This window comes from Bifidobacteriaceae bacterium, assembly GCA_031281585.1.
GTDB lineage: Bacteria > Actinomycetota > Actinomycetes > Actinomycetales > WQXJ01 > JAIRTF01.
In genome coordinates this window covers 14,845-37,002 of record JAITFE010000012.1, presented here as the reverse complement: position 1 = coordinate 37,002, position 22,158 = coordinate 14,845, and the positions used below count along the sequence as shown (strand labels likewise).

Annotated in this window: 19 protein-coding genes; 5 read left to right on the top strand and 14 right to left on the bottom strand. The window is 69.1% G+C overall.

Annotated elements, in window-relative coordinates; all coding sequences use genetic code 11:
* From LBC97_00810 to LBC97_00800, 3 genes are all read right to left on the bottom strand, one after another.
* A complete protein-coding gene (locus tag LBC97_00810) occupies nucleotides 1-1,101 on the bottom strand; it encodes a DegT/DnrJ/EryC1/StrS family aminotransferase (protein ID MDR2564600.1) in 1,101 nt (366 codons plus the stop codon).
* A complete protein-coding gene (locus LBC97_00805) occupies nucleotides 1,098-1,694 on the bottom strand; it encodes an acetyltransferase (GenBank protein MDR2564599.1) in 597 nt (198 codons plus the stop codon). Before LBC97_00805 ends, LBC97_00810 begins: the two co-directional genes overlap by 4 nt.
* 117 nt (nucleotides 1,695-1,811) lie before the next feature.
* Nucleotides 1,812-5,168, bottom strand: coding sequence for a hypothetical protein (locus LBC97_00800; protein MDR2564598.1), 3,357 nt, complete (start codon nucleotides 5,166-5,168; stop codon nucleotides 1,812-1,814).
* 98 nt (nucleotides 5,169-5,266) lie between these two features.
* Between LBC97_00800 and LBC97_00795 the strand changes: the two genes are divergently transcribed.
* Nucleotides 5,267-7,360, top strand: coding sequence for a hypothetical protein (locus LBC97_00795; protein ID MDR2564597.1), 2,094 nt, complete (start codon nucleotides 5,267-5,269; stop codon nucleotides 7,358-7,360).
* Nucleotides 7,361-7,380: 20 nt separating this feature from the next.
* Here the strand turns inward: LBC97_00795 and LBC97_00790 are convergent, their stop codons facing one another.
* From LBC97_00790 to LBC97_00775, 4 genes are all read right to left on the bottom strand, one after another.
* Nucleotides 7,381-7,818, bottom strand: a complete 438-nt coding sequence (locus LBC97_00790; protein ID MDR2564596.1) for a DUF3459 domain-containing protein — start codon at nucleotides 7,816-7,818, stop codon at nucleotides 7,381-7,383.
* Nucleotides 7,819-7,859: 41 nt separating this feature from the next.
* Entirely contained in the window at nucleotides 7,860-9,386 is a 1,527-nt protein-coding gene (locus LBC97_00785) for a transposase (protein MDR2564595.1), read from the bottom strand.
* Nucleotides 9,387-9,667: 281 nt separating this feature from the next.
* The gene (locus tag LBC97_00780) at nucleotides 9,668-10,954 is read right to left on the bottom strand and encodes an alpha-glucosidase (protein MDR2564594.1); all 1,287 of its coding nucleotides are present in this window, start codon (nucleotides 10,952-10,954) and stop codon (nucleotides 9,668-9,670) included.
* Between the two features lie 384 nt (nucleotides 10,955-11,338).
* A complete protein-coding gene (locus tag LBC97_00775; protein MDR2564593.1) occupies nucleotides 11,339-12,601 on the bottom strand; it encodes a glycosyltransferase family 4 protein in 1,263 nt (420 codons plus the stop codon).
* A gap of 109 nt (nucleotides 12,602-12,710) precedes the next feature.
* On the opposite strand from LBC97_00775, the gene LBC97_00770 reads away from it, so the two are divergent.
* From LBC97_00770 to LBC97_00760, 3 genes are all read left to right on the top strand, one after another.
* The gene (locus LBC97_00770; protein MDR2564592.1) at nucleotides 12,711-14,057 is read left to right on the top strand and encodes a glycosyltransferase; all 1,347 of its coding nucleotides are present in this window, start codon (nucleotides 12,711-12,713) and stop codon (nucleotides 14,055-14,057) included.
* Between the two features lie 93 nt (nucleotides 14,058-14,150).
* Nucleotides 14,151-14,762, top strand: a complete 612-nt coding sequence (locus LBC97_00765) for a DUF4956 domain-containing protein (protein ID MDR2564591.1) — start codon at nucleotides 14,151-14,153, stop codon at nucleotides 14,760-14,762.
* Entirely contained in the window at nucleotides 14,759-16,381 is a 1,623-nt protein-coding gene (locus LBC97_00760) for a carbohydrate-binding domain-containing protein (GenBank protein ID MDR2564590.1), read from the top strand. Before LBC97_00765 ends, LBC97_00760 begins: the two co-directional genes overlap by 4 nt.
* Here LBC97_00760 and LBC97_00755 read toward each other — a convergent pair.
* The 4 genes from LBC97_00755 to LBC97_00740 form a co-directional block, all read right to left on the bottom strand.
* Nucleotides 16,378-16,677, bottom strand: coding sequence for a hypothetical protein (locus LBC97_00755; protein MDR2564589.1), 300 nt, complete (start codon nucleotides 16,675-16,677; stop codon nucleotides 16,378-16,380). The two genes, LBC97_00760 and LBC97_00755, sit on opposite strands and share 4 nt — an antisense overlap.
* Nucleotides 16,678-16,733: 56 nt before the next feature.
* Entirely contained in the window at nucleotides 16,734-17,387 is a 654-nt protein-coding gene (locus LBC97_00750; protein ID MDR2564588.1) for a hypothetical protein, read from the bottom strand.
* Between the two features lie 98 nt (nucleotides 17,388-17,485).
* Nucleotides 17,486-18,181 (bottom strand): endonuclease NucS, encoded by a 696-nt coding sequence (gene nucS / locus LBC97_00745; protein MDR2564587.1) that lies wholly within the window; start codon nucleotides 18,179-18,181, stop codon nucleotides 17,486-17,488.
* The gene (locus tag LBC97_00740; protein MDR2564586.1) at nucleotides 18,181-19,341 is read right to left on the bottom strand and encodes a beta-glucosidase; all 1,161 of its coding nucleotides are present in this window, start codon (nucleotides 19,339-19,341) and stop codon (nucleotides 18,181-18,183) included. The genes nucS and LBC97_00740 overlap by 1 nt, the downstream gene beginning before the upstream one ends.
* Before the next feature lie 48 nt (nucleotides 19,342-19,389).
* Here LBC97_00740 and LBC97_00735 point away from each other — a divergent pair, with 48 nt between their 5' ends.
* Nucleotides 19,390-20,040: a cob(I)yrinic acid a,c-diamide adenosyltransferase gene (locus LBC97_00735; GenBank protein MDR2564585.1), complete on the top strand. Its 651-nt coding sequence runs from the start codon at nucleotides 19,390-19,392 to the stop codon at nucleotides 20,038-20,040.
* Here LBC97_00735 and LBC97_00730 read toward each other — a convergent pair.
* The 3 genes from LBC97_00730 to atpD are packed head-to-tail and all read right to left on the bottom strand — an operon-like array spanning nucleotide 19,969 to nucleotide 22,153.
* Entirely contained in the window at nucleotides 19,969-20,385 is a 417-nt protein-coding gene (locus LBC97_00730; GenBank protein ID MDR2564584.1) for a DUF2550 domain-containing protein, read from the bottom strand. The genes LBC97_00735 and LBC97_00730 overlap by 72 nt on opposite strands.
* Nucleotides 20,386-20,400: 15 nt before the next feature.
* Complete coding sequence (locus tag LBC97_00725; protein MDR2564583.1) at nucleotides 20,401-20,673, bottom strand: F0F1 ATP synthase subunit epsilon; 273 nt, start codon at nucleotides 20,671-20,673, stop codon at nucleotides 20,401-20,403.
* A 1-nt stretch (nucleotide 20,674) separates the two neighbouring features.
* Nucleotides 20,675-22,153 carry a F0F1 ATP synthase subunit beta gene (atpD, locus tag LBC97_00720; protein ID MDR2564582.1) on the bottom strand — a complete coding sequence of 493 codons (1,479 nt, stop codon included), beginning with the start codon at nucleotides 22,151-22,153 and terminating at the stop codon, nucleotides 20,675-20,677.
* Nucleotides 22,154-22,158: the final 5 nt, after the last annotated feature.

Here is a 22,158-nt window from a genome sequence, read left to right as displayed (position 1 = left end):
TCAGGCTCCCGCCTTGGCGACGGCGTTCACGGCCCCCACAATCCGGTCGAGGTCCTCTTGGCTTAAGGAGGGATGCACCGGCAGCGAGATGACTTGGGCGGCGGCTTTGGCCGTCTCCGGCAGTTCCAGGCCGGGCGCGTACTTCGCCAACGAGGCCAGTTGGTGGTTCGGGATGGGGTAGTAGACGCCGGAGCCGACCTGGTGCTCTTCGCGCAAGGCGCGCACCATGCCGTCGCGGTCCTCCCCCACCCGGATGGTGTACTGGTGGTAGACGTGCGTCGCGCCGGGCCGGGTGGGCGGGACGGTGACGCCCTCCAAGTTGGCGTTGAGGTACGCCGCGTTGGCTTGGCGCTGGGCGGTCCAGGCCGCCAGCTTCTTCAGTTGCTCGCGCCCAATGGCGGCGTGGATGTCGGTCATGCGCTCGTTCAGGCCCACAACCTCGTTGGCGTACTGCTTCTCCATGCCTTGGTTGCGCAGCAGGCGGACGCCGCGCGCCTGGGCCTCGGTGGCGCAGCTGACCATGCCGCCCTCGCCGGAGGTCATGTTCTTGGTCGGGTAGAGCGAGAACATGGCGAACACGCCGAACGTGCCGACCGGCCGGCCGTCCAGTTCGGCCCCGTGGGCCTGGGCGGCGTCCTCGAACAGGGCCAGCCCGTGCCGCTCGGCGATCGCCGCCAACCCCGTCATGTCGGCCGGCTGGCCGTAAAGGTGGACGGGCATGATCGCCTTGGTGCGGGGCGTGATGGCCGCCTCGACCGCCGCCGGGTCAAGGCAGAAGTAGTCCGGGTCGATGTCCGCAAAGACCGGCGCGGCGCCGGTCAGCGCGACCGAGTTGGCGGTGGCCGCGAAGGTGAAGGAGGGCACAATGACCTCGTCGCCGGGTCCGATCCCGGCCGCCAGCAGCCCCAGGTGGAGCCCGGCGGTGCCGGAGGACACCGCCACGCATTGGCGCCCTCGGACCAGCTGCGCGGCGAATTCCTGCTCGAAGGCCGCCACCTCGGGGCCTTGGGCGATCATCCCGCTGCGCAGTACGCGGTCCACCGCGGCCCGCTCCTCGTCGCCGATGATCGGCTTGGCCGGGGGAATGAACTTCGCGCTCATGGCTGCTCCATTTCTCGAATCGTGTCTCCGTTTGCTTCGTAGCGCTGGCCGGTGGCGGGGCAGACCCAGATGTCGCCCTCGCGTTTGAGCGGCTGGCCGGACCGGCCGACCCAGCCGACCTGGCGGGCGGGCACGCCCACCACCAGGGCGTGGGCGGGCACGTCCTTGACCACCACCGCCCCGGCCGCCACCGTGGCCCAGGCCCCAATGGTCAATGGGGCCACGCACACGGCCCTTGCGCCGATCGCGGCGCCCCGCCCGATCGTCACGCCGACCAACTCCCAGTCCTCGCCGCTCTTCAACGTCCCGTCCGGGTTGATCGCGCGCGGGTAGGTGTCATTCGTCAACACCGCGGCCGGGCCTATGAACACGCCGTCCGCCAGGTTCGCGGGCTCGTAGACCAAGGCGTAGTTCTGCACTTTGCAGTTCTCGCCCAGGCGAACCCCGGTGCCTATGTAGGCGCCCCGCCCAATGATGCAGTTCTCGCCCAACTCGGCGTCCTCGCGCACCTGCGCCAGGTGCCAGATCTTCGATCCGTCGCCAATCCACGCGCGCTCGTCGACATCCGCGCTGGGCGCGGCGAAATATCCCACTTTGCGATTCTCTCCCCGTCAAGAAGTTGTTTTGGCCGCGCACCACACTATCCCAGGCGCGGTCCCGTGCCCGTCAGACCCGGCCGGGACCTTCCCGGACGTTCCAACCCGGGCTGCTCAATGCGGGGCGATCGCCTTCACATGGGCGGCGGTCAAGTGGGTCCCGTCCGCGAACTGGAACGCCGCCGGCTTGTAGTAAAGGTCGTACCCGGCCGACCCCGGAGAATACGAATACCACTCCCGGTACTCCAACGACCCACCCGGATAATGAAACACCAAGCCGCTCCCGGACTTCGAAACCGTCAAGTCCTCCGGGACCACGCCCTCCGGGAACACCACCACGGTGGCGTTGCCCGAATCGGCCACCACGTCCACGCCGCCCCCGGCCAGGTCGTACACGTCCTTCCCCGCGCCGCCGTCCAACCAGTCGTCCCCGGCACCCCCGACGAGAAAATCCTCGCCAACCCCCGAATACACGGTGTCATTCCCAGTGCCCGCCACCAACCGGTCGTCGCCGGCGCCGCCGTCCAACGTGTCGTTGTCGCTCCCGCCGTCCAAGAAGTCGTCGCCCGCGTTTCCGTACAGTCTGTCGTTCCCCGCGCCGCCGTACAGCTCGTCTGCGGAGGCCGAGCCGTTCAGAGTGTCGTTGCCTCCCATGCCGTAGGCGGTAGGCCAACCCGCAGTGGTCGTGATGGTGTCGTTGCGCTCCGTTCCGAACCACAGCATTGAGCCGATCTGCGGCATGTCCCGGTAAAGCCCCAGACCTGCTGGCCCCAGCGCAGCCGAGAGTTCATCCAGCCCCGCGATTCCGCCTTGCTGCAGATAGAACATGTACCGTCCAAGGTCAGCCAAGAAGGCGTCGCCTGCGGCGCCAGCCGCCTCCAAGAGTCCCGCAAGCCCGACCAGCCCCGACACGTCGAGCCGGTCATCCTCCACCAAGTCCGAGTTCAGTAGGTCGTGGATCGCCACCAAGCGGGTCTGGTACAACAACTCGCAATAGTAGATCTCATACAGCCGGGTCCACACACCCTCCAGAATCAGGGCCGCTCCGGTATTTGGGTTTGGGCCCGAAACACCGTTGAAGTTCCTGCCAAGGATCGCCTCGATCGCGGCCAGTTTCCGCGCGTCGAAGTTCGGCCCGCGGCTCCCGAGAGCGACTTTGTCCGCGCCGGTGATACTGAGCACCAACTCTTTCACCAGAGCCTCACGGGCGGCGGTGTCCGCGGCCGTCGCGAATCCCTCGATCAATTCCCTCACGCGCCCGCTCGCGTCGCCCATCACCGCTCGATGCAACGACGGCACCCAACCCCAAGACCGCACGTTCGGCAACCGACGCACATCCTCCGGGACACCCGCCTCGTCGTCCAGATCAGGCTCGATCGTGTCCCAACTGACAGTGCTCACCCAGTACTCTGCCGCCAGGTGCACCAGCCCGTCGCCGAACGTCACCTGGGAGCCCTGCCCCAACACGACTCCCACCTCCACCGTCTGGTCTAGCGGACGGGCCTCCAAAGAGATCGACTTCACGTCCAAATCGTCCAACGACTGCAACTCGCCCGGATCTGTGCGTCCCAGATTCGCCGTGTCGGCCCAAAGAACCAAGTCCTCCCAACTCGAATCCTCCGGGTCGACCGCGTTGTTCCCGTTCGAATCGAGTTCGCCCAACGCGACATAACCGGACCCCGCCGCAGCGCCCGTGGTCAACTTGGTCGAGTCCCCGAACACCTCCAAACCGTTGTCGATGCGCCCATTGCCATTCCGGTCCCACGCCAACACCCGGTCATCGTCTTGAACCCAGTTGATCCGCTCCGCGTACCCGTTGACATCCAAGTCGAAGTACGCCCCGGCCTCGGCGGTGGTCGGCGAGAACCCGTCACCGGCCACATCCACAATCACCGGGTCAGACGCCTGGGGCTGCGTCTGGCTGCCGGTGTACCCGTTGTCAGCCTTCTTCGCGTTCTTGCTACCCGCGTCAGGAGGACCATCGCCTTCGTCGCCGGTGTCCTCGGGGCCACCCCCGCCGCCACCCCCGCCGCTGGTTCCGCTGCCACCGGAACCGCCGCCACCGGAACCGCCGCCCGGTCCAATTCCCTCGCCGTACGGGCCAGACGCGCTTATCACCATCTCGTCGTCACCGTAGACCAGAGCGTCCCTAATCTGTTTCTTCTGCTCGGGAGTAAAGACAACTCCCGCAAGACTCGCAGCCAATATGAACGCCGCCGCGTTCTTAGCTTCCAGGCAAGCCGCCGCCGGAGTGGTCAGGGAACCGTCGTACGGATTAAACCCCCTTGTCAATGGGTTGATGACGGCCAGGCACACCATGTTCAGGACCGCGTCAAACCGCCGCAAGGTGACCACAAGTCTCACTATTGCCTCCGCCGTCTCTGCGGCCCCGATCCCCACCTCCGAAAGCGAGGGCGCGTCAGACGGGTGCTCCGGCGGTGCTGGCACCGAGGGCGCCGGCGCGTGGGGTGGAACACGCACGTTATCGTCGAGGGGCACCGCGACATTTGCCATCGCAAACTGCGCGGCGCTCGTAAACTCGATCTGATTCTCCCTGAGCGCTTCCACGCAATCGTGCTCGTCAATCTTTCGAACCGCGACGACGCCTTTCGCCTCGCCTTTGGCTTCCCACTCGTCCGTGGCGTATGCCGTTGAACCGCCGGGGCCGTCACATTGGTTGACCACGTAGAACCTGTCCAGGTAGCCGGTCATGTCTGCAGGCGCGGCGTTCAGCCAACCGAATTCGCTTCTCAGGTTGTCGGCGTAACCCTGAACCTGCTCTTGAGCGCGTTTCCGGCTGTCGTTCGGCTCAAGCAGCTTGAGCTCGATCAGCTGGACCCTGTTGGTTGCCGGGCTCCCCCAGTCGGAATCGATCAGCGCCACGTCAGCGCGCTTCTTGGCCCAAACCTTGGTCTGCAGTTCCCACTGGATCGGCGACGCAACAACGCCCTGGCGTTGAACAGACGCCGCCACGAGAGGATCACCGCCCGGGGCGACCCCCATTCCGGGCGACACGGTTGCCAACAGTTGGTTGTAGAACTGGACAAGGCGCGCCTGGGCTATTGCCTCCGCGTAAAGGCGGCCGAGCTTCACGTCCTCGGGCTCCGGGCCCGAGTCCTCCGGGTCCAGGTCCTCAAGGTCTTCGGCTTTATTCCCATAGCATTGGCTCGGAAGATAGGTCCTGTTGATCGGGTTGTTCACCCGGTAGTTCTCCAAGCACCTGTTGAAGCCTCGGGCCCGGACCTGGTCCCAGTCAACCAGGCAGCGCAGTCCATCTTTGTTGTCCGCCTCGTAGAGCGGCGGACAAAGGCCGACCTGGACCGGACCCTTTGAAATCGCCTGGGTCGGCGCCGCTGCGGGTACGGCCGACACGGCGGCCGACGGCACCGCCACAACGCCGACGGCCGCGACAGAGAACGCCGCGATGATAGAAGTGATCCGCTTGGGCCGGACCTCGGGGATGGTCAACATAATCCCATACTCCTTCGAAGTCGGAGGATTAATCGGCGCCAGAATATCAGAGAGACCCCGACCTCTATTCCAACCGTTAAACGACTAGGCTTGGGCCCATGTGGCTGGATGAGAATGAGGGGAAGGCCGCTTCGGAGGTGATTTCCCCATTGGCGTATTTGTGGGCGGGATTGCCCAGAACCGATCCGGATCCCCCATCGTCGGGACAGGCCCGTGATTTCCCTTCGGCGCCAGTTGTGCGGGCGGGGGGTATCCCGGATTTGTCAACGAGCGGGCTGGACGCGAGGACACCGTGGGCGTACACGGTGGCGGACGAGGACGGCAACCCGGTGGAGGTGGCGTTTGCCCGCGCGAACCGCTACTTGATCAAGCCACCGAAGTGGAGCTTCAAGTGGCCGTACAGCGTCGTCGAGGTGACCCGCGACGAGCCGTCGGGCGTACTCAAGCTCGTCTTCGGTGAGCCGATGGACTACGCGGATGAGACGAGGGTACCGGTCTTCGCCGACCCAGCCACCGACCGGGCGGTCACGATCGACACATCCGTGTTGATCGAGGGGCTGCGCCCGGCGAAGTTCCGGCCCGACGACGCGTTGTTCGTCTCCGCCGCCCTGACGTTGGAGACGGCGCTTTACCGTACCCTGATGGAACGCCGAGAAGGGCGCGGCGCACGTTCCCGGGGCGCTTCATGGTCATTGTCGACGCCGGTGCCCCTGGACGGCACGGTAGAGGCGTGGTACAGCACGATGGCGTTCAACATGCCTTCGGACAACCCGCATGTGTTGAGTCGGACAGATTTGTTGTGCGCGGCGACGGCTGCGTACTACAAGGTGCCGATGTACACCACAAAGCCGGAGGCGTATGTCGGGGCGGGGCAGGGTTTGAAGACGTTGAAGTACGGGCCGGTGCGGAACGAGGACGCCGACCCGGTCATACCCGAGCCGCCGGAGCGGCTGCGACCCGCCCCGCTTCCTGAACTCGACGCCAGAACCCTGGCGTGGATCACGCCCGGCTACCCGGACCGCCGCCCGGAGTTCAGACCCCAGGCGGAAGCCGCCGCGGAGGACGCTGCCCCCGGCCAGTCCAGGGTGGCCCGGATCGACGCCGGTGCCTTGGTTTCCATGGCGTTGGACGCGGCCGGGCGGGTTTACCTGTGGGGGTCGGAGGGCATGGAAAAGCCCGGCGGGGGCAGCAAATTCTTCTGGACCCCCTACCAGGTGCTGTTGTTCCAAGACGGCGACCGGTTCGCGAAGATCAGCGCCGGATGGCACAAGCTGGCCGCGCTGACCACGGACGGGAGGCTATACCTCTGGAACCGCCTCATGCTGGAGCGGATGCGCCAAGAGCGCCCCTACCCGGACCGGCTGCGCCTCGAACCGGTCCGGTTCCCATGCCGGGCGCGGATCAAGGACGTGTCGTCCGGCGCAGCCCACATCCTCGCCCTCGCCGAGGACGGATCCGTCTATGCAATCGGCCACAACCGCGAAGGGCAACTGGGCGACGGCACACAGGACAGCGCACGGGAGCCCGTGCGCGTCACAGGGCTCCCGGAAGGAGAACGCATCACCCGGGTGGCCGCGGCCGGGGGCCACTCGGTCGCGTTGACCGAAACAGGGCGGCTGTGGGCCTGGGGCTCGAACAGCCACGGGCAGCTCGGCGACGGCACCGACCAAAACCGGGCCACCCCCGTCCCGGCCACAGGGTACCCGCAAGGAGACCCGATAATCGAGGCGCACCCGTCAATCATGTCCACAACTGTCGTCACCGCGTCCGGGAAGGTCTACCTCGCCGGCTCGCTCGGCACCCCGCCCAAAGAACCCGACCCCAAACCGGGGCTGCGCCACGTCGCCCGGTTCGGGCAGTTCCCCAAAGACACCCGCATAGCCACCATGTCCGCGGGCGACGACCACTGGCTCGCCGTCGCCGAAGACGGCGCCCTGTACGCCTGGGGCTACAACGAATTCCACAAACTCGGGGTGGACGCCCAAGTCAAGTTCGCCACCCGGCCCATACGCGTCACCGGATTCCCCGAAGACCTCCGCATAACCCAAGTCGCGGCCGGCGGACACCACTCGCTCGCGCTGGCCGACGACGGCTCCATGTGCGCCTGGGGAAGCAACAACAACGGCGAACTCGGCACCGGGCTCCAAGCCCCCGACCGCCGCCACCCCGCCAAAATCCCCTGGGTCGAATAGGCGATAGACGACTACCTGACTCAGCCTCCCGACGCTCGCGCCGCCCTGCGGGGAACCCGAAAACCGGGCCGGAAGACCACGCCGGTCCAAGGCGGCAGCGTCAAAGGGGTGTCTGGGGCGACGGGCCCGGTGGCCAGGACCACCTGGCCCTCGCCCGGCGCGGCCAGGGAGGTTCGGGCGGGGGCGCCGGACAGGTTCGCCGCCACCACCAGCGTCTCGGCCGCGGGGCCGGGCTCACCCCGCTCATAGGCGTAAACCGCCGGGTGGCCCGCCTCGAGGCGGCGAAACGCGCCCCGGAAGGCGGGGTGCTCCCGCCGCAGCGCGATCAGCGCCCGGTAGAGGGACAGCACCGAGTCCGGGTCGCCCAACTGCGAGGCCGCGTTGACCTCGGCGCCGCAGCGCGGCGGGCCGATCCAGGGGCGGCCCGCGCTGAAGCCCCCGTCCGCCGTCCACTGCATCCTAAATCCCGCAGGTGTTGGCCATATACGGGTTGGTTGCCTTATCCCGCCGCGTAGGACTTTAGGCGTTCTTCGGTGAGGCCGAGGGCTTCGAGGATGCCGCGTTGGAGTTTGGTGGCGGGGTTGATGAGCCGCCTGCCGGACGCGGCGTCGACGATCTTGATCTTGTCCATCTCGGCGAGGACGTCCTTCTTGGACGCCGACTGTTTGGAGGCTTTGAGCGCGGGCCCGACTTTGGCTTGGATCTCGGAGCAGGCGATCAGCGCGATGAACGCGCAGAACAGTTTCCCGCTGGTGGTCTCGTCGCTGTGGGTGCGCAGCCGTTTCATGTCGGTGTGGTTCTTCAGGTCGTCGAACGCTTTCTCGATGGCGTCTTTGCGGCGGTAGACGGCGAGGACGTCTTTGGGGGTGAGGGCGGTGCTGGTCAGCACGCAGAAGAAGCCGGCGTCCCGGCCGGCGGCCGCGATCTTGTCCCAGTCCCGCTCGAAGGCGAACGTCCCGTCGTCGGCGAGGTCGATCCTGAGCCGGCGGCTGTGGTGTTTGGCTTGCCTCTTGGTGAGCTGGTCCAACTGGGCGAGGGCCTCGGCCTCGGCGTCGACCTCGCGCGTGAGCTCGTTCCGCCGCTGCTCGCAGAGCACCGGGTCGTAGAAGACGTGCAGGGTCGCCTCCTGCCCCCAGAAGACGCCTTTGACGGCTTTCGCGTATACACCGGAGCCGAGCCGGTTCGGCATCTCGAAGACACCTGCCCGGACTTCCTCGACCGCTTGGCGGGCGGCCTTGTAGCGCGCCTCCACGCCGAGGACGTATGACAGCTTGTGGCGGCGCATGTAGCCGATGTTCGCGGTGGACGCGAACCCGCGGTCCATCACGAAGGTGACCCGGTTGACTCCGAGGTCCTTGTTGTAGGCCATCATCGAGGACAGATGGGACTTGCCGATGATCGATCCGGGGTAGGTGGTGTAGAAGACCGGCAGCCCGGTCGCCTGGTCAAGATAGCAGCCGAGGTTGATCTGCGGCAGCCTCTCTCCGTCCCGGTTGTGGCCCCACTCGGCGTCGCCGACTCCCCGCGCGTAGGTGGAGAACGAGGTCACGTCGTAGGCGAGGTATTGGGGGCCGTCCCGGCGGGTCGCCCAGGCGCGGAAGAACGCCATCTTGTCGGCGTGGCTGATCGACGCGAACAGGCGGGACACGGACCTGGGGTCCAATCTCACCTCCCCGGACGGGGTCGACGTCTCCTGCCAGTCGGAGATCCCGTCGACGACGTTGCCGCGCCTTGCCATGTAGCAGGCCACGGTCAGCGCGCCCCGCGCCCTGGCCGCCCCGAGCGCCGCCTCCAGCATCCCCGCCACGCCGAGCCCCTCCAGGGTCTTGGCGACCAGGAAGGACGCCCCGACCGAGCGGACCGCGTCCGGGTTGGGAAGGGTCTCCACCGCCCGGTCCGGGTAGGCCTCCCAGTAGTAGTCGTTCGGGATCAGCAGGCCGGACGCCTCGTCGAGCCGACCGATCGAGCGGCGGTCGTTCGTGGGCTGGCCCTTGGCGTTCCTGTATGTCTTCAGGACCTTGTACACGTACGGGCGCCGGGGGCGCGGCTGACGATCACGCCGCTGGGCGGCAGGGGGACCATCGTCCTTCTCGACAGGGCCATGCGGGCCTCCTCCAACTCGCGTATATGGCTAGTCAACCACATACGCGAGGTGTTGCCGAGGCGACACGCCGACGACTGCGGAATCAGGGCGCAGAAACGCGACGCGGGACGGAAACAGGCACCGGCCAGCGCATACGGGAGCGTGACCGGGCCAGCCACCGCACCGGGAACCGTTCGGCGGCGCCTCAACCGACCCGTATATGGTCAACACCTGCGGGATTTAGGCTGCATGGGCAGGCGGGCGTTGTCCCTGCCCATGGCCGCCACGCCCGCCAGGGACCCCCCGGCCTCCAGGTGGCGCAGCGACTCGACGTCCCGCAACTCCCCCACGTCCGTGAAACCCGGGTTGACCATCCCGATCTCCTCGCCCTGGTAGCAGAACGCGGTGCCGCGCTGGAGGTGCATGGCGAGCCCCAGGGCCTTCGCCGCGGCCGGCGAGCCGTCGCCGAACCGCGAGGCCGGGCGCGGCTGGTCGTGGTTGGACAGGTACAGCCCCACCCAGCCGGTCCGCCCCAGCCGCTCTTGCCAATCGGCCAGGCGGTCCGCCAGCGCGCCGGGCGCCAATTCCAGCACGTCGAACTTGCCGGCGCCGTGGTCCAAGTCCATGTGGTCGAACGGGAAGACCATGTCCAGCTCGCGCCGCTCCGGGTCGGTGTAGGCGACGGCTTGCTCGGCGCTGATTCCGGGCATCTCGCCGATCAGCGCGAAGCCCCCGGGGTTCCCGGCGGGCGCCACCGCCGCGCGCAGCTCGCGCAGGAACTCGTGGATCCTGGGTCCGTTGGCGTAGAACGGGAACCCGTCACCGCCTTCCCCGTCCGGCAGGGCCGGGTCTTTCGAGATCAGGTTGACCACGTCCAGCCTCAGCCCGTCCACGCCGCGGTCCCGCCACCAGCGCATCATCCCGAAAAGGGCCTCCCGCACCGCCGGGTTCTCCCAGTTCAGATCCGGCTGCTTTCGGTCGAACAGATGCAGGTAGTACTCGCCGCTGGCCCCGTCGTAGGTCCACGTCGGGCCGCCGAAGAAGGACTGCCAGTTGTTGGGCTCGGCCCCCGGCTCGCCCCCTTGGAAACCCGGCCGGGGCGGCCGCCACCAATACCAGTCGCGTTTCGCCGCCGCGCGCGAGGACCGCGACTCCAAAAACCAGGGGTGCTCGTCCGAGGTGTGGTTGGCCACAATGTCCACGATCACCCGCAGACGCCGCCGGTGCGCCCCGGCCACCAGCGCGTCGAAGGTCGCCAGGTCGCCGAACAGCGGGTCGACGTCCTGGTAGTCGCTGATGTCGTAGCCCATGTCCGCGCCCGGCGAGGGGTAGAACGGCGACAGCCACAAGGCGTCCACGCCGAGTTCGGCCAGATAGCCAAGGTGCCCGATGACGCCCGCCAAGTCCCCGACCCCGTCGCCATCGCCGTCCGCGAACGAGCGCGGCCAGATCTGGTAAACGGTCGCCTGCCGCCACCACTCCGGGGCGGCCCCGGCAACTGGCTCAGTCATCGCAACGCCTCCCGTCAGCGAATTCGACCAGCAACAGCTGCCAGGTCCCCAGCGGCGGCAAAGCGAACACGGCGAAGTCGCCGTCTGGGCGGCCGGAGAGCTCCTCCAAGAGCCGCGACGCGCCCGTGCGACCAGGCGCGCCAGGTCCGCCGCGAAGTGCTCCAACCAGCGTTGGGCGGCGGGATCCAACAGATACAAGAAGTCCGCCAGCGATTCGGGGTCCCCCGAGGGCCCGATCAGCGCCAGGTCCGACCACCGGCTCCACGGCATCGTGCGGGCGGTAGGACGCGACAAACCCATAACGCAACACCTGGTCGGGGGTCCGCCCACACGATCACCGCGGTGGGCGCGCGGCGCCGCGGCCGTCGCCATCCAGCGGTCCGTCTACCCGTCTGGGGTCAAGGAGGAGAACTGGGCCTGACTTGGCCACTCAAGGCCCAAGGCGGCGGTCAGGGCCGCAGCCGAGCGGGCGCCCGAATGGACCGCCGCCGCGAAAGCCGGGCCCCGCGCGGCCAGCGCCCGGAACGGGACCGGATCCCGGATCATCTGCTCCAGGCGCTCGGCCAAGTCCTGGGCGGGCGTCTGCTCAATCGGCAGAACCAGCCCCGTGCGTTCGGCGACGGAGGCGCGGACCGACTGGTCGACATCGGACACCACGAGGCGCCCCAAGGCCATCGCCTCCGCCGCCGCGACCCCGTAAATGCCCATCCGGAACTGGTCGGCCACCACGTCGGCGCGGGCGTACAGGGCGAGCACCTCGGCGGCGGTCAGGCCCTCGGCGCGGATGTACTCGATCCGGCCCGCGTCCGCCAGGCGGCGCAGGACCGGGTCGACCAAGTCGGTGCCCTTGACCAGCGGATCGGAGGGGATGTGGACCACCTTGGGGCGTCCGCCCGCGAGGATCGGCGCGGCCCCCTCGGCGCGACCCGCCGCGAACACGTCCGGGTTCACCACCACCGGGCACCAGGCGGCGTCTTTGACCTGGTCCAGCAGATCGGGCGTGGAGACAAGCTGCGGCAGGCCCAGGTGCAGCATGGACCGGCGGTGGCGCAGGGCGGTGGATTCCAACTCGGCCGCCCGCGACCGCAGTTCCGGCAGCGCGTAGGGGCTGAGCGGGTGGGCGGCCCGGTGCTCGGACGGCAGGCGGATGTCCGAGCCGTGCCAAAGCGCGGCCACCGCCAGGCCCACGGTCTCAAGGGCGAGCGCCTCCCGCGCCGCGGAGTAGCCGAACAGCCGCCCAAAAAGCGGCCAGCCGGACTCGATCACCACCGCCTGGCAGTGGTCCGCGACCCTGGCGAACTGCGCCGATTGGAACCGTCCGGAAGCCGAGTTGACGCTGATCGGCTGGATGTAGTCGGCTTTGAACCCGAATCCCGGACCGGCCAGGAAGGCCCAGTTGACGGCCCCGCCCGGACCCTGCCTGGTCAGCGCGGCCGCCCAGGCGTGGCCCTGCCCGGCGAAGTTGGTCGGCGCGATCAGCACGCGCGGTTCCGGCCCGGCGGCGGCCGGGGCCAACCTCAGGTTGGCGGGCGCCCGGGCGAAGGACCACTTGAGGCGCTCCACCAGCCCGTCCAAGCTGGGCGGCAGCCGGTGGCGCGAACGCGTCACCTGGGACCAAGCCCGCCGCATTGGCGTAAGGCGCGTCATGCTACCCTTCCACTGACTTATCTCCACCGGCTCATCCCGCGCCGCGTCCGCCCAAGGCGCCGGCGAACCAGGGTGGGCCGAACCTCCAGCGTAAAGGATCAGCTAGTCCATGCCGCACGTCGTCTACATCGCCTGGGGCTTCCCGCCGTCCCGCTCCGGCGGCACCTATCGTCAGCTGGCCACCGCCAACGCGCTGGCGGCCGAGGGCTGGTCGGTCTCCGTGGTGACCGTGGACCGGACGGCGTTCACCAAGATCACTGGGGCGGACCTGTCCCTCGAGGAGCGAGTCGACCCCCGCGTCCGGGTCCTGCGGACCCGTTTCGCCTGGCCGCTGCGGAACGGCGACCGGTCGACCTGGTCGCTGGCCCGGCGCCTCCGACCCGGCCTGTGGCGCAAAGTCCGCGCCGCCTATGAGAAAGCGGTGTTCCCGGAGGTCGGCTACGCCGAATGGTTGAAGACCCTGCGCCTCGCGCTGGCGGACGTCCACCGCCGCCACCCCATCGACCTGGTGCTCGCCACCGGCAATCCGCATGTCGCCTTCGCCGCCGCCCATCAATTCCACCGCGCGACGGGCGTTCCCTATGTGATCGACTACCGCGACGCCTGGCTTCTGGGCGTGTTCGACGGCGAGCAGATCTACCCCGACCGCTCCCGTCCGGCCCGCTGGGAGCGCCGCCTGATGGACACCGCCGCCCAAGCCTGGTTCATCAACCAGGACATCTTGGACTGGCACGCCGCCCGTTATACGCACGCCGCCAGCCGCTTCCGGCGGGTCCCGAACGGCTGGGACCCGGAGTTGCTGGCCCTTGACGACAGCCAAGCCGCCGATGCCGTCCGGCCGGGTTCCAGCCTCTCCCCCGGCGCCCGGCCGCTGACTTTCGGCTATCTGGGCACCATCTCCGCCAACGCCCCCATGCCGGAGGCGATCGCGGGCTGGCGGGCGGCCAAGGAGCGGGGCCTGATCCCGCGGGACGCCGTCCTCAAGCTGGGCGGCTACCTGGGTTACTTCGGCGCGCAACCCGATCCGGCGCGGGATCCGGTGGCGGCGGCGGTGCTCGGCGCGGCCGCCGACGGCGTCGAGTTTGTCGGGCGGGTCGACAAGGCCCAGGTCGGCGCCTTCTACGCCGGGCTGGACGCCCTGGTCCTGCCGATCCGGGCGGGCCGCTACGTCACCTCCGGCAAGGTCTACGAATATGTGGCCACCGGCAAGCCGGTGGTGTCGCTCCATTCGGCCGAGGCGGGGGCCTCCCGCGTGTTGGACGGCTACCCGCTCTGGGCGCTGTCCGGCGGCCTGGACGTGGACGCGGTCGCGGCGGCCTTCGGCCGGGGGGCGGAACTGGTCCGCGGGCTGACGCCGGCCGACGCCGCCGAGGCGTTGGCCTTCGGCCAGCGTTTCTCCCGCCAACGCCAACTCGGCCCCGCGATCGCGGGCCTGAAGGACCTTCTGGCCGCCTGATCCCGCGCTCTCAGCCAATCCACAGCCGAATCCCAGCCAGCGCCGAGCTTGCGGCCCGACAATTGGACGAACCAAACGAGCCGAGGCCTGCCCATGTTCGACGTCATTTTGCCGTTAGCCGATGCGGTCTGCATCGCCATCCTGGTGCTGGGGCTCTACTACCCCCGGCACCGGCGGCGGGATCTGGTCGCCGCCTTCCTGGCGGTCAACGTGGGCGTTCTGGCCGTCGCGGCGGCGCTCGCCGCCACCTCCGTGAACGTGGGCCTGGGCTTGGGCCTGTTCGGCGTGTTGGCGCTGATCCGGCTGCGCAGCGCCGAATTGCGCCAGCATGAGATCGGCTACTACTTCGCCAGTCTGGCCCTGGGCCTGATCGGCGGGCTGGCCGCGCCCATGGGCTGGGCGGCCGTGGCCTTCATGGCGGTGATCGTGCTGGTCCTGGGGCTGGCCGACTGGCGGGGCGCCGCCCGCGTCGCCCGGCCGGTGACAGTGGTCCTGCCCGGCTTGACCGCGCCGGGGCCGGACCTCGACGCCCGCCTCGCGGCTGTGTTCGGCGCGGCGCCGTCCAAAGCCGAGGTGAGGAAACTAGACGCCGTCCGCGGTGAAACCGTCATCGCGGTGCGGCTGCCGGTGCCGGCCGTCGCGCCGGCCGGCGCCGCGCCCCCTCCCGCAAACGCCCCGGCGGCGGTGCCGCCAGCTATGCCATGAGGCGCCTGCTGCCGACGGCCGCCTCCGCTCTGGCCGCGGGCCTGGCGGTCGCGCTCGCCGCCTGTTCCCCGAGCCAAGGCGGCGGGACTGGCGGCGGCAACGCGGGCGGCGGAACGGGGGCAACCGCCTCCGGCGACGTCTCCGACGCCCCGGCTGATGTTGCCGAAGCGCTGGCGGATTCCCTCGCCAGCCACTGGGCGCCCAAAGACGCCGACTACGCCGACCCGGAGTTCATCGACCTGAGCGAGGGCTCCGCCGCCATCACAAAGCCGGGCGCCTACCGCCTGGCCGGGAAACTGGCGGACGGCCAGGTCAAGGTTGAGGTGGAGAAAAAGGGCCTGGTCCAGCTTGTTCTGGACGGAGCCGACATCACATCGGAGACGTCCAGCGCAATCGACATCGAGGAGGCCGACGAGGTCGTGATCATCCTCGCCGACGGATCGGCCAACACCCTGACGGACGCCGCCGTCTACCAGAACGCGGGCGAGGAGCCGGACGCCGCGCTGTTCTCCAAGGTGGACCTGACATTGGCCGGCTCGGGAGCGTTGACGGTGACGGGCCGGGCCGGGGACGGCATAGCCGGCAAAGACGGCCTGGTGATCGCCGGCGGGAACGTCACCGTCAAGGCCGCCGATGACGCGGTCAAGGGCCGCGACTACCTGCGCTTGACCGGCGGCTCTTTGACGGTGGACGCCGGCGGCGACGGCCTCAAAGCCACCAACTCGGAGGATCCGGGGGCTGGCTACGTGCTGCTGGAGGGCGGCGAACTCAAGGTCAACGCGGGGACGGACTGCGTCGACGCGGCGACCTCCGCACTGGTCACGGGCGGCGTGGCGGAACTCGCCTGCGGCGACGACGCGATCCACGGCGACCAAACGCTGGTCGTGGACGGCGGCGCGACCTTGGTCACCGACTGCAAGGAGGGCCTGGAGGCCCCGGTTCTGGTGGTGGCCGGAGGCGAGGTCACGATCACCGCCAGCGACGATGCCGTCAACGCCGCCGCCGGTCAAAGCTCCGAAGGCGGCCAGGAGGGCGGCGGCCGGCGGGACTGGGCCGGCGGCCGGCCCTCGCGCGCCCCGGGAGGGCCGGGTCCGGGCCAAAGCGGCGGTCGGCCGGGCGGCGCGATGGGCGTGCAATACGGCGTGCAGTTGACCATCACCGGAGGGGTGCTGACGGTTCACGCCGGTTCGGACGGGATCGACTCCAACGGGCCCGGCGTCATCTCCGGGGGCGAAATCACCGTCTACGCCCCGGCGAACGGCATGAACGGGCCGTTCGACATAGCCGACGGTGGCCCGGTCGTCACGGGCGGAACCGTGATCGCGTACGGCTTGGGCCAAAGCCGGGGCTCGATCATGCCGCCCGAATCCGAATCGACCCAGGGCTGGCTCTACGCGACCTTGGACGGCGGCGGCGAGGGCGGCAGCCCCATCGCCGTGGCCGGGCCGGACGGCGCCGTCCTCGCCACGCTGACCCCGGATCAATCCGTGTCCGCTTTGGTCTTTTCCCGCCCGGACGTGGTCGCGGACTCGGTCTACACGGTCGAAGGCGCCGCCGTCACCGCGGGCCAGGCCCCGGCCGAGTCGGACCGGGGCCGGTTCCGTCGCCAGCGCGGCTAGCGACCCGCGAAGCTTCGCCAGCAGGCCAGGTGCCAATGGCGGCGCAACTCCAGAGCCGCCTCCCCGCCCAGCAGCGATTCGGCCTCCCACGCGGTGACCTGGGTCTGGCCGGGGGCCACGCCCGCGCCGCAGCCCGGGCAGACATAGCCCTTGGGACTGGGCGAGGGCGGCGAGACGAAGAATTCGCGTCCGTCGCGGGCGGTCGCGCGGGTCGGCAGGCCGCCGCGGGCCCGCTCCAAGTCAAGCGGCCGGGGCGGCCGCGCGGCCAACTTGGCCCTCCGCGATCCCCTTGGCACCAAGCCATCCTAAGCGGCGCGGGACGCCCGCACGCGGGCGTGCGCCCAAGGCCGAATCAGACCTCGGCCGGTACCGCGCTCGTCGCGGCGAAGAACCGAGAGGTCAGCGGATGGGCCAGCAGCGCCCCGATGGCCAGCCAGACCGCGAACACCACCACCGTCATGGTCCCCGGCGACCATGGCGCCATGGTCAGCCACAAGAGCACCAGCATGCCGAGCGACGCGACCACGACCCGCGCCCAGCCTTTGCCGCGGGAGACCTGCACCGCGCACACGACCTCGCCCACTCCGACAATCAGGGCCAGCGAACCGGCGATGACCGCCGATCCGATGCCGCGCCCGTGCAGTCCCAGCGACAGCGACCCAAGAGCCCCCAGCCCATGCACCATGGCCAGGATCAGCAGCAGCGCGGCCACGACCGAGACGGTGACGGGGCGGGAAATGCCCGCTTGCGAGGCCGCGTTCTCCTTCAGCGCGCTCCACGGCGGGACGCCGCGCACGGCGGCGGCCTCCGCTTCGAGGTCCTCCACCGCCTCCCACGCGTCCACCTCGGCGATTGGGGGAAGGTCCAGCTCTTCGAGAGCGTCAATCGTCAGGGTGGCGGCATGGGGGCGGGGGTCGCCGGGATCATCCCAAATCTCTATGGGGCAACCGACGTAAGTGATGAGGGAGCCATGGTAGGACCGTGGCTGTGGTACTGCTTTGGACACCGCACTCTCCTGAGCGACACGTTGGGGTCGTGTGACCCGTCTAGCATGCCGCATCCGCCGCCCGCCGGGGGCCCGACTATGCCAAAGCTATGCCAAAGCTAGAACAAGCGGGTCGACGGATCGTCCATCCCCCGCATCGCGTCGTAGTCGAGAATCACGCAGTCCAGACCTCTGTCCTGCGCCAACACTTGGGCTTGGGGCTTGATCGCCTGGGCCGCCAGCACGCCGCGAACCGGCGTCAACAAAGGGTCGCGTTTGAGTAATTCCACATAACGAGTGAGTTGTTCTACTCCATCTATGTCCCCCCGGCGTTTGACTTCCACGGCGACAGTGCCTCCAGCCGCGTCCCGCAGCAGCAAGTCGACCGGCCCGATCGCGGTCGCGTATTCCCGCCGGATCAGCCTCAGACCGGGTCCCACCACCTCGACTTGTTCGGCCAGCAGCGCCTGCAGGTGCGCTTCCACGCCGTCCTTGACCAGCCCCGGCTCGGTCCCCAGGGGGGTGTCGATGTCATGCAGGATCTCATACAGCTGGATCCGCAGACGGTCGTCGCTCTTGAGGTGGCTGACCTCCCAGACCGCTTGCACGCCGGCCTCCGCCTCGGCCGGCTCCGGCTCCAGCTCGACCAGCCTGCAGGGCGGGTTCATCCAGTTCAGCGGCTTGTAGGAGCCGCCGTCGGCGTGGATCAGGACCGAGCCGTCCGCCTTCAGCATGAGCAGGCGCCGGGCCGGGTCCAGGTGGGCGCCCAACCGCCCCGAATAGTCGACCGCACAGTGCGCCACCACCAGCCGCATCAGACCAGCCCCGCCTGGGCCTTGGCCGCGATCACCCGCATGGCCGCCTGGTCGATCATTTCCACCACGGTCGGGTCGGACTGCGCCTTGGCGATCAGGCCGTCCAGCGCCGCCCACGCCTCGTCCGCCACGCCGAAGCACGCGATGTCGCCGCCGGCCCCGAGGAACGTCAGAATCCTGTCCTCCACCGACAACGGCCCGGAGACATTGACCGCGGCCGCGGCCGCGGAAAGCGAATCCGAGACCACCACGCCCCGCCAGCCCAATTGCTCCCGCAGCAGCCCCATGATCACGGTCGGAGAGAGCGCGCCCGGTCCGGTCGGGTCCATCTTCGAGTAGGTCGCCACCGACACCATGACCATGGTGGGGCCCGCCTCGAAAACGTCGGCGAAGGCCTGGACCGACTCGGCCTCACGGTCCGTCACCGCGTCCTCAACCCCCTGCGTGGTCAGGTCGGTGTTCCCGGTGACACGGCCCAGCCCGGGAAAGTGTTTGACCGCCGTGCCCACACCCGCAGCCCTCATGCCTTCGATGAAGGCCTTCGCGTGTTCGGCCGTCCCGGCGGCGTCCAGGCCATAGTCGCGCCGCAGCGACCCGACCGGCGCGTTGGCCTGGCGATCCGCCGGGTCCACCAGGTCCACGACCGGCGCCAAGTCCAGGTTGACCCCCACGTCCAGAAGCTCGCCGCCCCAGGTTTGCGCCGCCTCCCGCAGTTCGCGCGGCTTCATTTTCCCTTGCCCGATCCCGTCCGGGATGGTCTCGAAGCCGGTTCCCCGGAGCCGTTGGATCTGTCCGCCCTCCTGATCGGCCGCGATCCAGAGCCGGGCCGGCCACTCCTCAGCCGCCTCGCGCAGGGGCGCCGTCGCGGCCTTGACCTTCGCGGCCGAATCCCAGCCGTCGCCCAGCAGCACCACCGCCCCGACCTGACGACTGGCCAGGACGGCCGGGTCGTCGCCGGGCCGCAGCGGCGCCATGATCAGCTGGGCGGCCTTCTGCTCCAGGGTCATCCCCGCGACCACCGCCGCGGCCTGCTTCCGGGCCTCCTCCAGCCCGACTGTGGGCGCCGCGGAGGGGTTTCCGCTTCCCTGACCCACAAGCTGGCAACCGCCCGCCACCGCCAAGGCGGCCATGACGGCCACCACCCGATTCACTCTCCGCACCAGTTCATTATGGCCGCCCCGCCGGCCGGGGCGGTTAGGCTGGCCCGCATGGTTGTGTTGTCTCGGATCGCCACCCGCGCCGGCGACGACGGTTTGACCCAGTTGGGGGACCTCAGCCGCGTGTCGAAGACCGACCCCCGGATTGAGGCCGTGGGCTCGGTCGCCGAGGCCGCGGCCGCCATCGGGGTGGCCCGCGCCTTCGGCCTGGCGCCCCGGTTGGACCGCTGGGCCGAACAGTTGCTCCAAGAATTGTTCGACCTGGGGGCCGACCTGGCCACGCCGCTGCCCGCCGCCTGTCCCGTCCGGTCGCGCCGTCGGAGCGTCCCCCGCGTCGATCAGGCCCGGACGGCCGCCTGGGACCAGGTCATCCAGGACCTGGCCGAGGAACTCGGACCGCTGCGCTCGTTCGTTCTGCCCGGTGGGCCGCCGGCCGCCGCCCACCTTCATCTGGCGGTCACGGTGGCGAGGCGGGCGGAACGGGCGGCCTGGCACGCTGCAGGGGCGCACGGCATCGGCGGCGAAGGCGGTCTCAACCCCGAGGCGCTGCGCTACCTGAACCGGCTGTCCGACCTGCTGTTCCAGTTGGCGCGCGCGGCCGGCGGGGAGGGCGAGCTCTGGCGGCCGGAGTCAGGGGGCGGTGTCAGAGCGGCTGGGACCGGCCTCGATCCAGGACAAGAGCCCGCTCGAGGCGCCGCGTGAGATCACCAACAGGTAACCCGTGCCGTCCGAATTGAGGTTGACGACCTGCCAGCCGCCCCTTGAGGAGTCGTCTAAAGGGCGCGTCTTGATGGTCAGGCCGCGCCTGGGCCACTGGTGCGCGGGTGCGGGGCTGAGCGAGTCGCGGGCAAACCAATCCAACGCCAGCGGCCCAAAAGCCGCCAGGCCGGTGCGCTCGCGGCGCTTCGCGCCCTCTCCCTCGACGACCGTGCAGGGGAAGTAGCCGGGGCGGGCCCGCAGGTACTGCCAGCGCAGCCACACCAAGCCGAGCAGGCCGACCGCCACAACTAGCGCGCCAACCAGCGTGACGGCTAGCGCTTGCGGCATTACTCCCTCCAGAGGCTATTTGGCTGGCGTCATCAGTCGCGCCTCGTCCGCGACTACGGTCACAATATCGGAATCGACGGACAGAAACCCCCCGGTGATGCGAACAATCGCCTCCGGCGCGTCGACGGCCAGAATCTTGACCTCGCCCTCGCGCAGAATGGCCAGCAGCGGCTCGTGACGCGGGTAGACGCCGATCGAGCCATCCACGCTGGGCGCGGTGAAAAAGCTGGCCAGCCCCTGCCAGACCTGGCCCTCCCAGTCCGCGACCTCGACGTTCAGCGCCGCCATGTCAGCCAAGTTCCTTCTGCAGCCTGGCCCAGTTGCGCTCCAGGTCCTCCAGGCCGCCGATGTTGAAGAAGGCCTGCTCGGCCACATGGTCGAACTCGCCGTCGGCGATGCGCCGGAACGCCTCGATAGTCTCCCCCAAAGGCACTGTCGAGCCCTCCACGCCGGTGAACTGGGTGGCCATGTAGGTGTTCTGCGACAAGAACTGCTGGATGCGCCGGGCCCGGTTAACCACGATCTTGTCTTCCTCGGACAATTCGTCCACGCCCAGAATGGCAATGATGTCCTGGAGCTCCTTGTTGCGCTGGAGGATCTGCTTGACCCTGGTGGCGGTAGCGTAGTGGTCCTCGCCCACGTAGCGCGGGTCCAGGATGCGGGAGGTGGAGGCCAGCGGGTCCACCGCCGGGTACAGGCCGCGCGAGGCGATGTCGCGGGACAGTTCGGTGGTGGCGTCCAGGTGCGCGAACGTGGTGGCCGGGGCCGGGTCGGTGTAGTCGTCCGCCGGCACGTAAATGGCCTGCATCGACGTGATCGAGTGGCCGCGCGTCGAGGTGATGCGCTCTTGGAGCTCGCCCATCTCATCTGCCAGGTTCGGCTGGTAGCCCACGGCGGACGGCATGCGGCCCAGCAGGGTGGAGACCTCCGAGCCAGCCTGCGTGAAACGGAAGATGTTGTCGATGAACAACAGCACGTCCTGGTGTTGGATGTCGCGGAAGTACTCCGCCATGGTCAAAGCGGACAGAGCCACCCGCAGGCGCACGCCCGGCGGCTCGTCCATCTGGCCGAACACCAGCGCGGTCTGCTTGATCACGCCGGACTCGGTCATCTCCGCGATCAAGTCGTTGCCCTCGCGGGTGCGCTCCCCCACGCCGGCGAACACGGACACGCCGTCGTGGTTGTTGGCCACCCGGTAGATCATCTCCTGGATCAGCACCGTCTTGCCGACGCCCGCGCCGCCGAACAGGCCGATCTTGCCGCCCTGGACGTACGGCGTCAGCAGGTCGATCACCTTGATGCCGGTCTCGAACATCTGGGTCCGGCCCTCCAGCTCGTCAAACGGCGGCGGGTCGCGGTGGATGCCCCACCGCTCCGTCACCTTGAGCTCCTCGCCCGGCTCCAGGTTGAGCACGTCGCCGATCACGTTGAACACGTGGCCCTTGGTGACGTCGCCCACGGGCACCGAGATGGGGCCGCCGGTGTCCTGGACCACGGCGCCGCGGACCAGGCCGTCAGTCGGCTTCATGGCGATGGCGCGGACCAGGTTGTCGCCCAGGTGCTGTTCGACCTCGAGGGTGACGGTGATGCGCCGCTTGCCGGCGCCCTCCTCCTCCAGTTCGATCTCGGTGGTCAAGGCGTTATAGATCTCGGGAATCGCGTCGCCCGGGAATTCGACGTCCACGACGGGCCCAATCACCCGTGCCACCCGCCCCTGGGTGGGCGCCGGGTTGCGCGTGACCTCGGCTTCTACAGTGGTGCTGGTCATCTCTT

What these genes read in the sequence shown, in the direction of transcription:
- LBC97_00795 (MDR2564597.1), top strand. Translation starts at nt 5,267, where the DNA reads ATGTGGCTGGATGAGAATGAGGGGAAGGCCGCTTCGGAGGTGATTTCC.
- LBC97_00765 (MDR2564591.1), top strand. Translation starts at nt 14,151, where the DNA reads ATGTTCGACGTCATTTTGCCGTTAGCCGATGCGGTCTGCATCGCCATC.
- LBC97_00725 (MDR2564583.1), bottom strand. Translation starts at nt 20,673, where the DNA reads ATGGCGGCGCTGAACGTCGAGGTCGCGGACTGGGAGGGCCAGGTCTGG.
- LBC97_00730 (MDR2564584.1), bottom strand. Translation starts at nt 20,385, where the DNA reads ATGCCGCAAGCGCTAGCCGTCACGCTGGTTGGCGCGCTAGTTGTGGCG.
- LBC97_00780 (MDR2564594.1), bottom strand. Translation starts at nt 10,954, where the DNA reads ATGACTGAGCCAGTTGCCGGGGCCGCCCCGGAGTGGTGGCGGCAGGCG.
- LBC97_00735 (MDR2564585.1), top strand. Translation starts at nt 19,390, where the DNA reads ATGGTTGTGTTGTCTCGGATCGCCACCCGCGCCGGCGACGACGGTTTG.
- LBC97_00770 (MDR2564592.1), top strand. Translation starts at nt 12,711, where the DNA reads ATGCCGCACGTCGTCTACATCGCCTGGGGCTTCCCGCCGTCCCGCTCC.
- LBC97_00800 (MDR2564598.1), bottom strand. Translation starts at nt 5,168, where the DNA reads ATGTTGACCATCCCCGAGGTCCGGCCCAAGCGGATCACTTCTATCATC.
- nucS (MDR2564587.1), bottom strand. Translation starts at nt 18,181, where the DNA reads ATGCGGCTGGTGGTGGCGCACTGTGCGGTCGACTATTCGGGGCGGTTG.
- atpD (MDR2564582.1), bottom strand. Translation starts at nt 22,153, where the DNA reads ATGACCAGCACCACTGTAGAAGCCGAGGTCACGCGCAACCCGGCGCCC.
- LBC97_00775 (MDR2564593.1), bottom strand. Translation starts at nt 12,601, where the DNA reads ATGACGCGCCTTACGCCAATGCGGCGGGCTTGGTCCCAGGTGACGCGT.
- LBC97_00810 (MDR2564600.1), bottom strand. Translation starts at nt 1,101, where the DNA reads ATGAGCGCGAAGTTCATTCCCCCGGCCAAGCCGATCATCGGCGACGAG.
- LBC97_00790 (MDR2564596.1), bottom strand. Translation starts at nt 7,818, where the DNA reads ATGCAGTGGACGGCGGACGGGGGCTTCAGCGCGGGCCGCCCCTGGATC.
- LBC97_00760 (MDR2564590.1), top strand. Translation starts at nt 14,759, where the DNA reads ATGAGGCGCCTGCTGCCGACGGCCGCCTCCGCTCTGGCCGCGGGCCTG.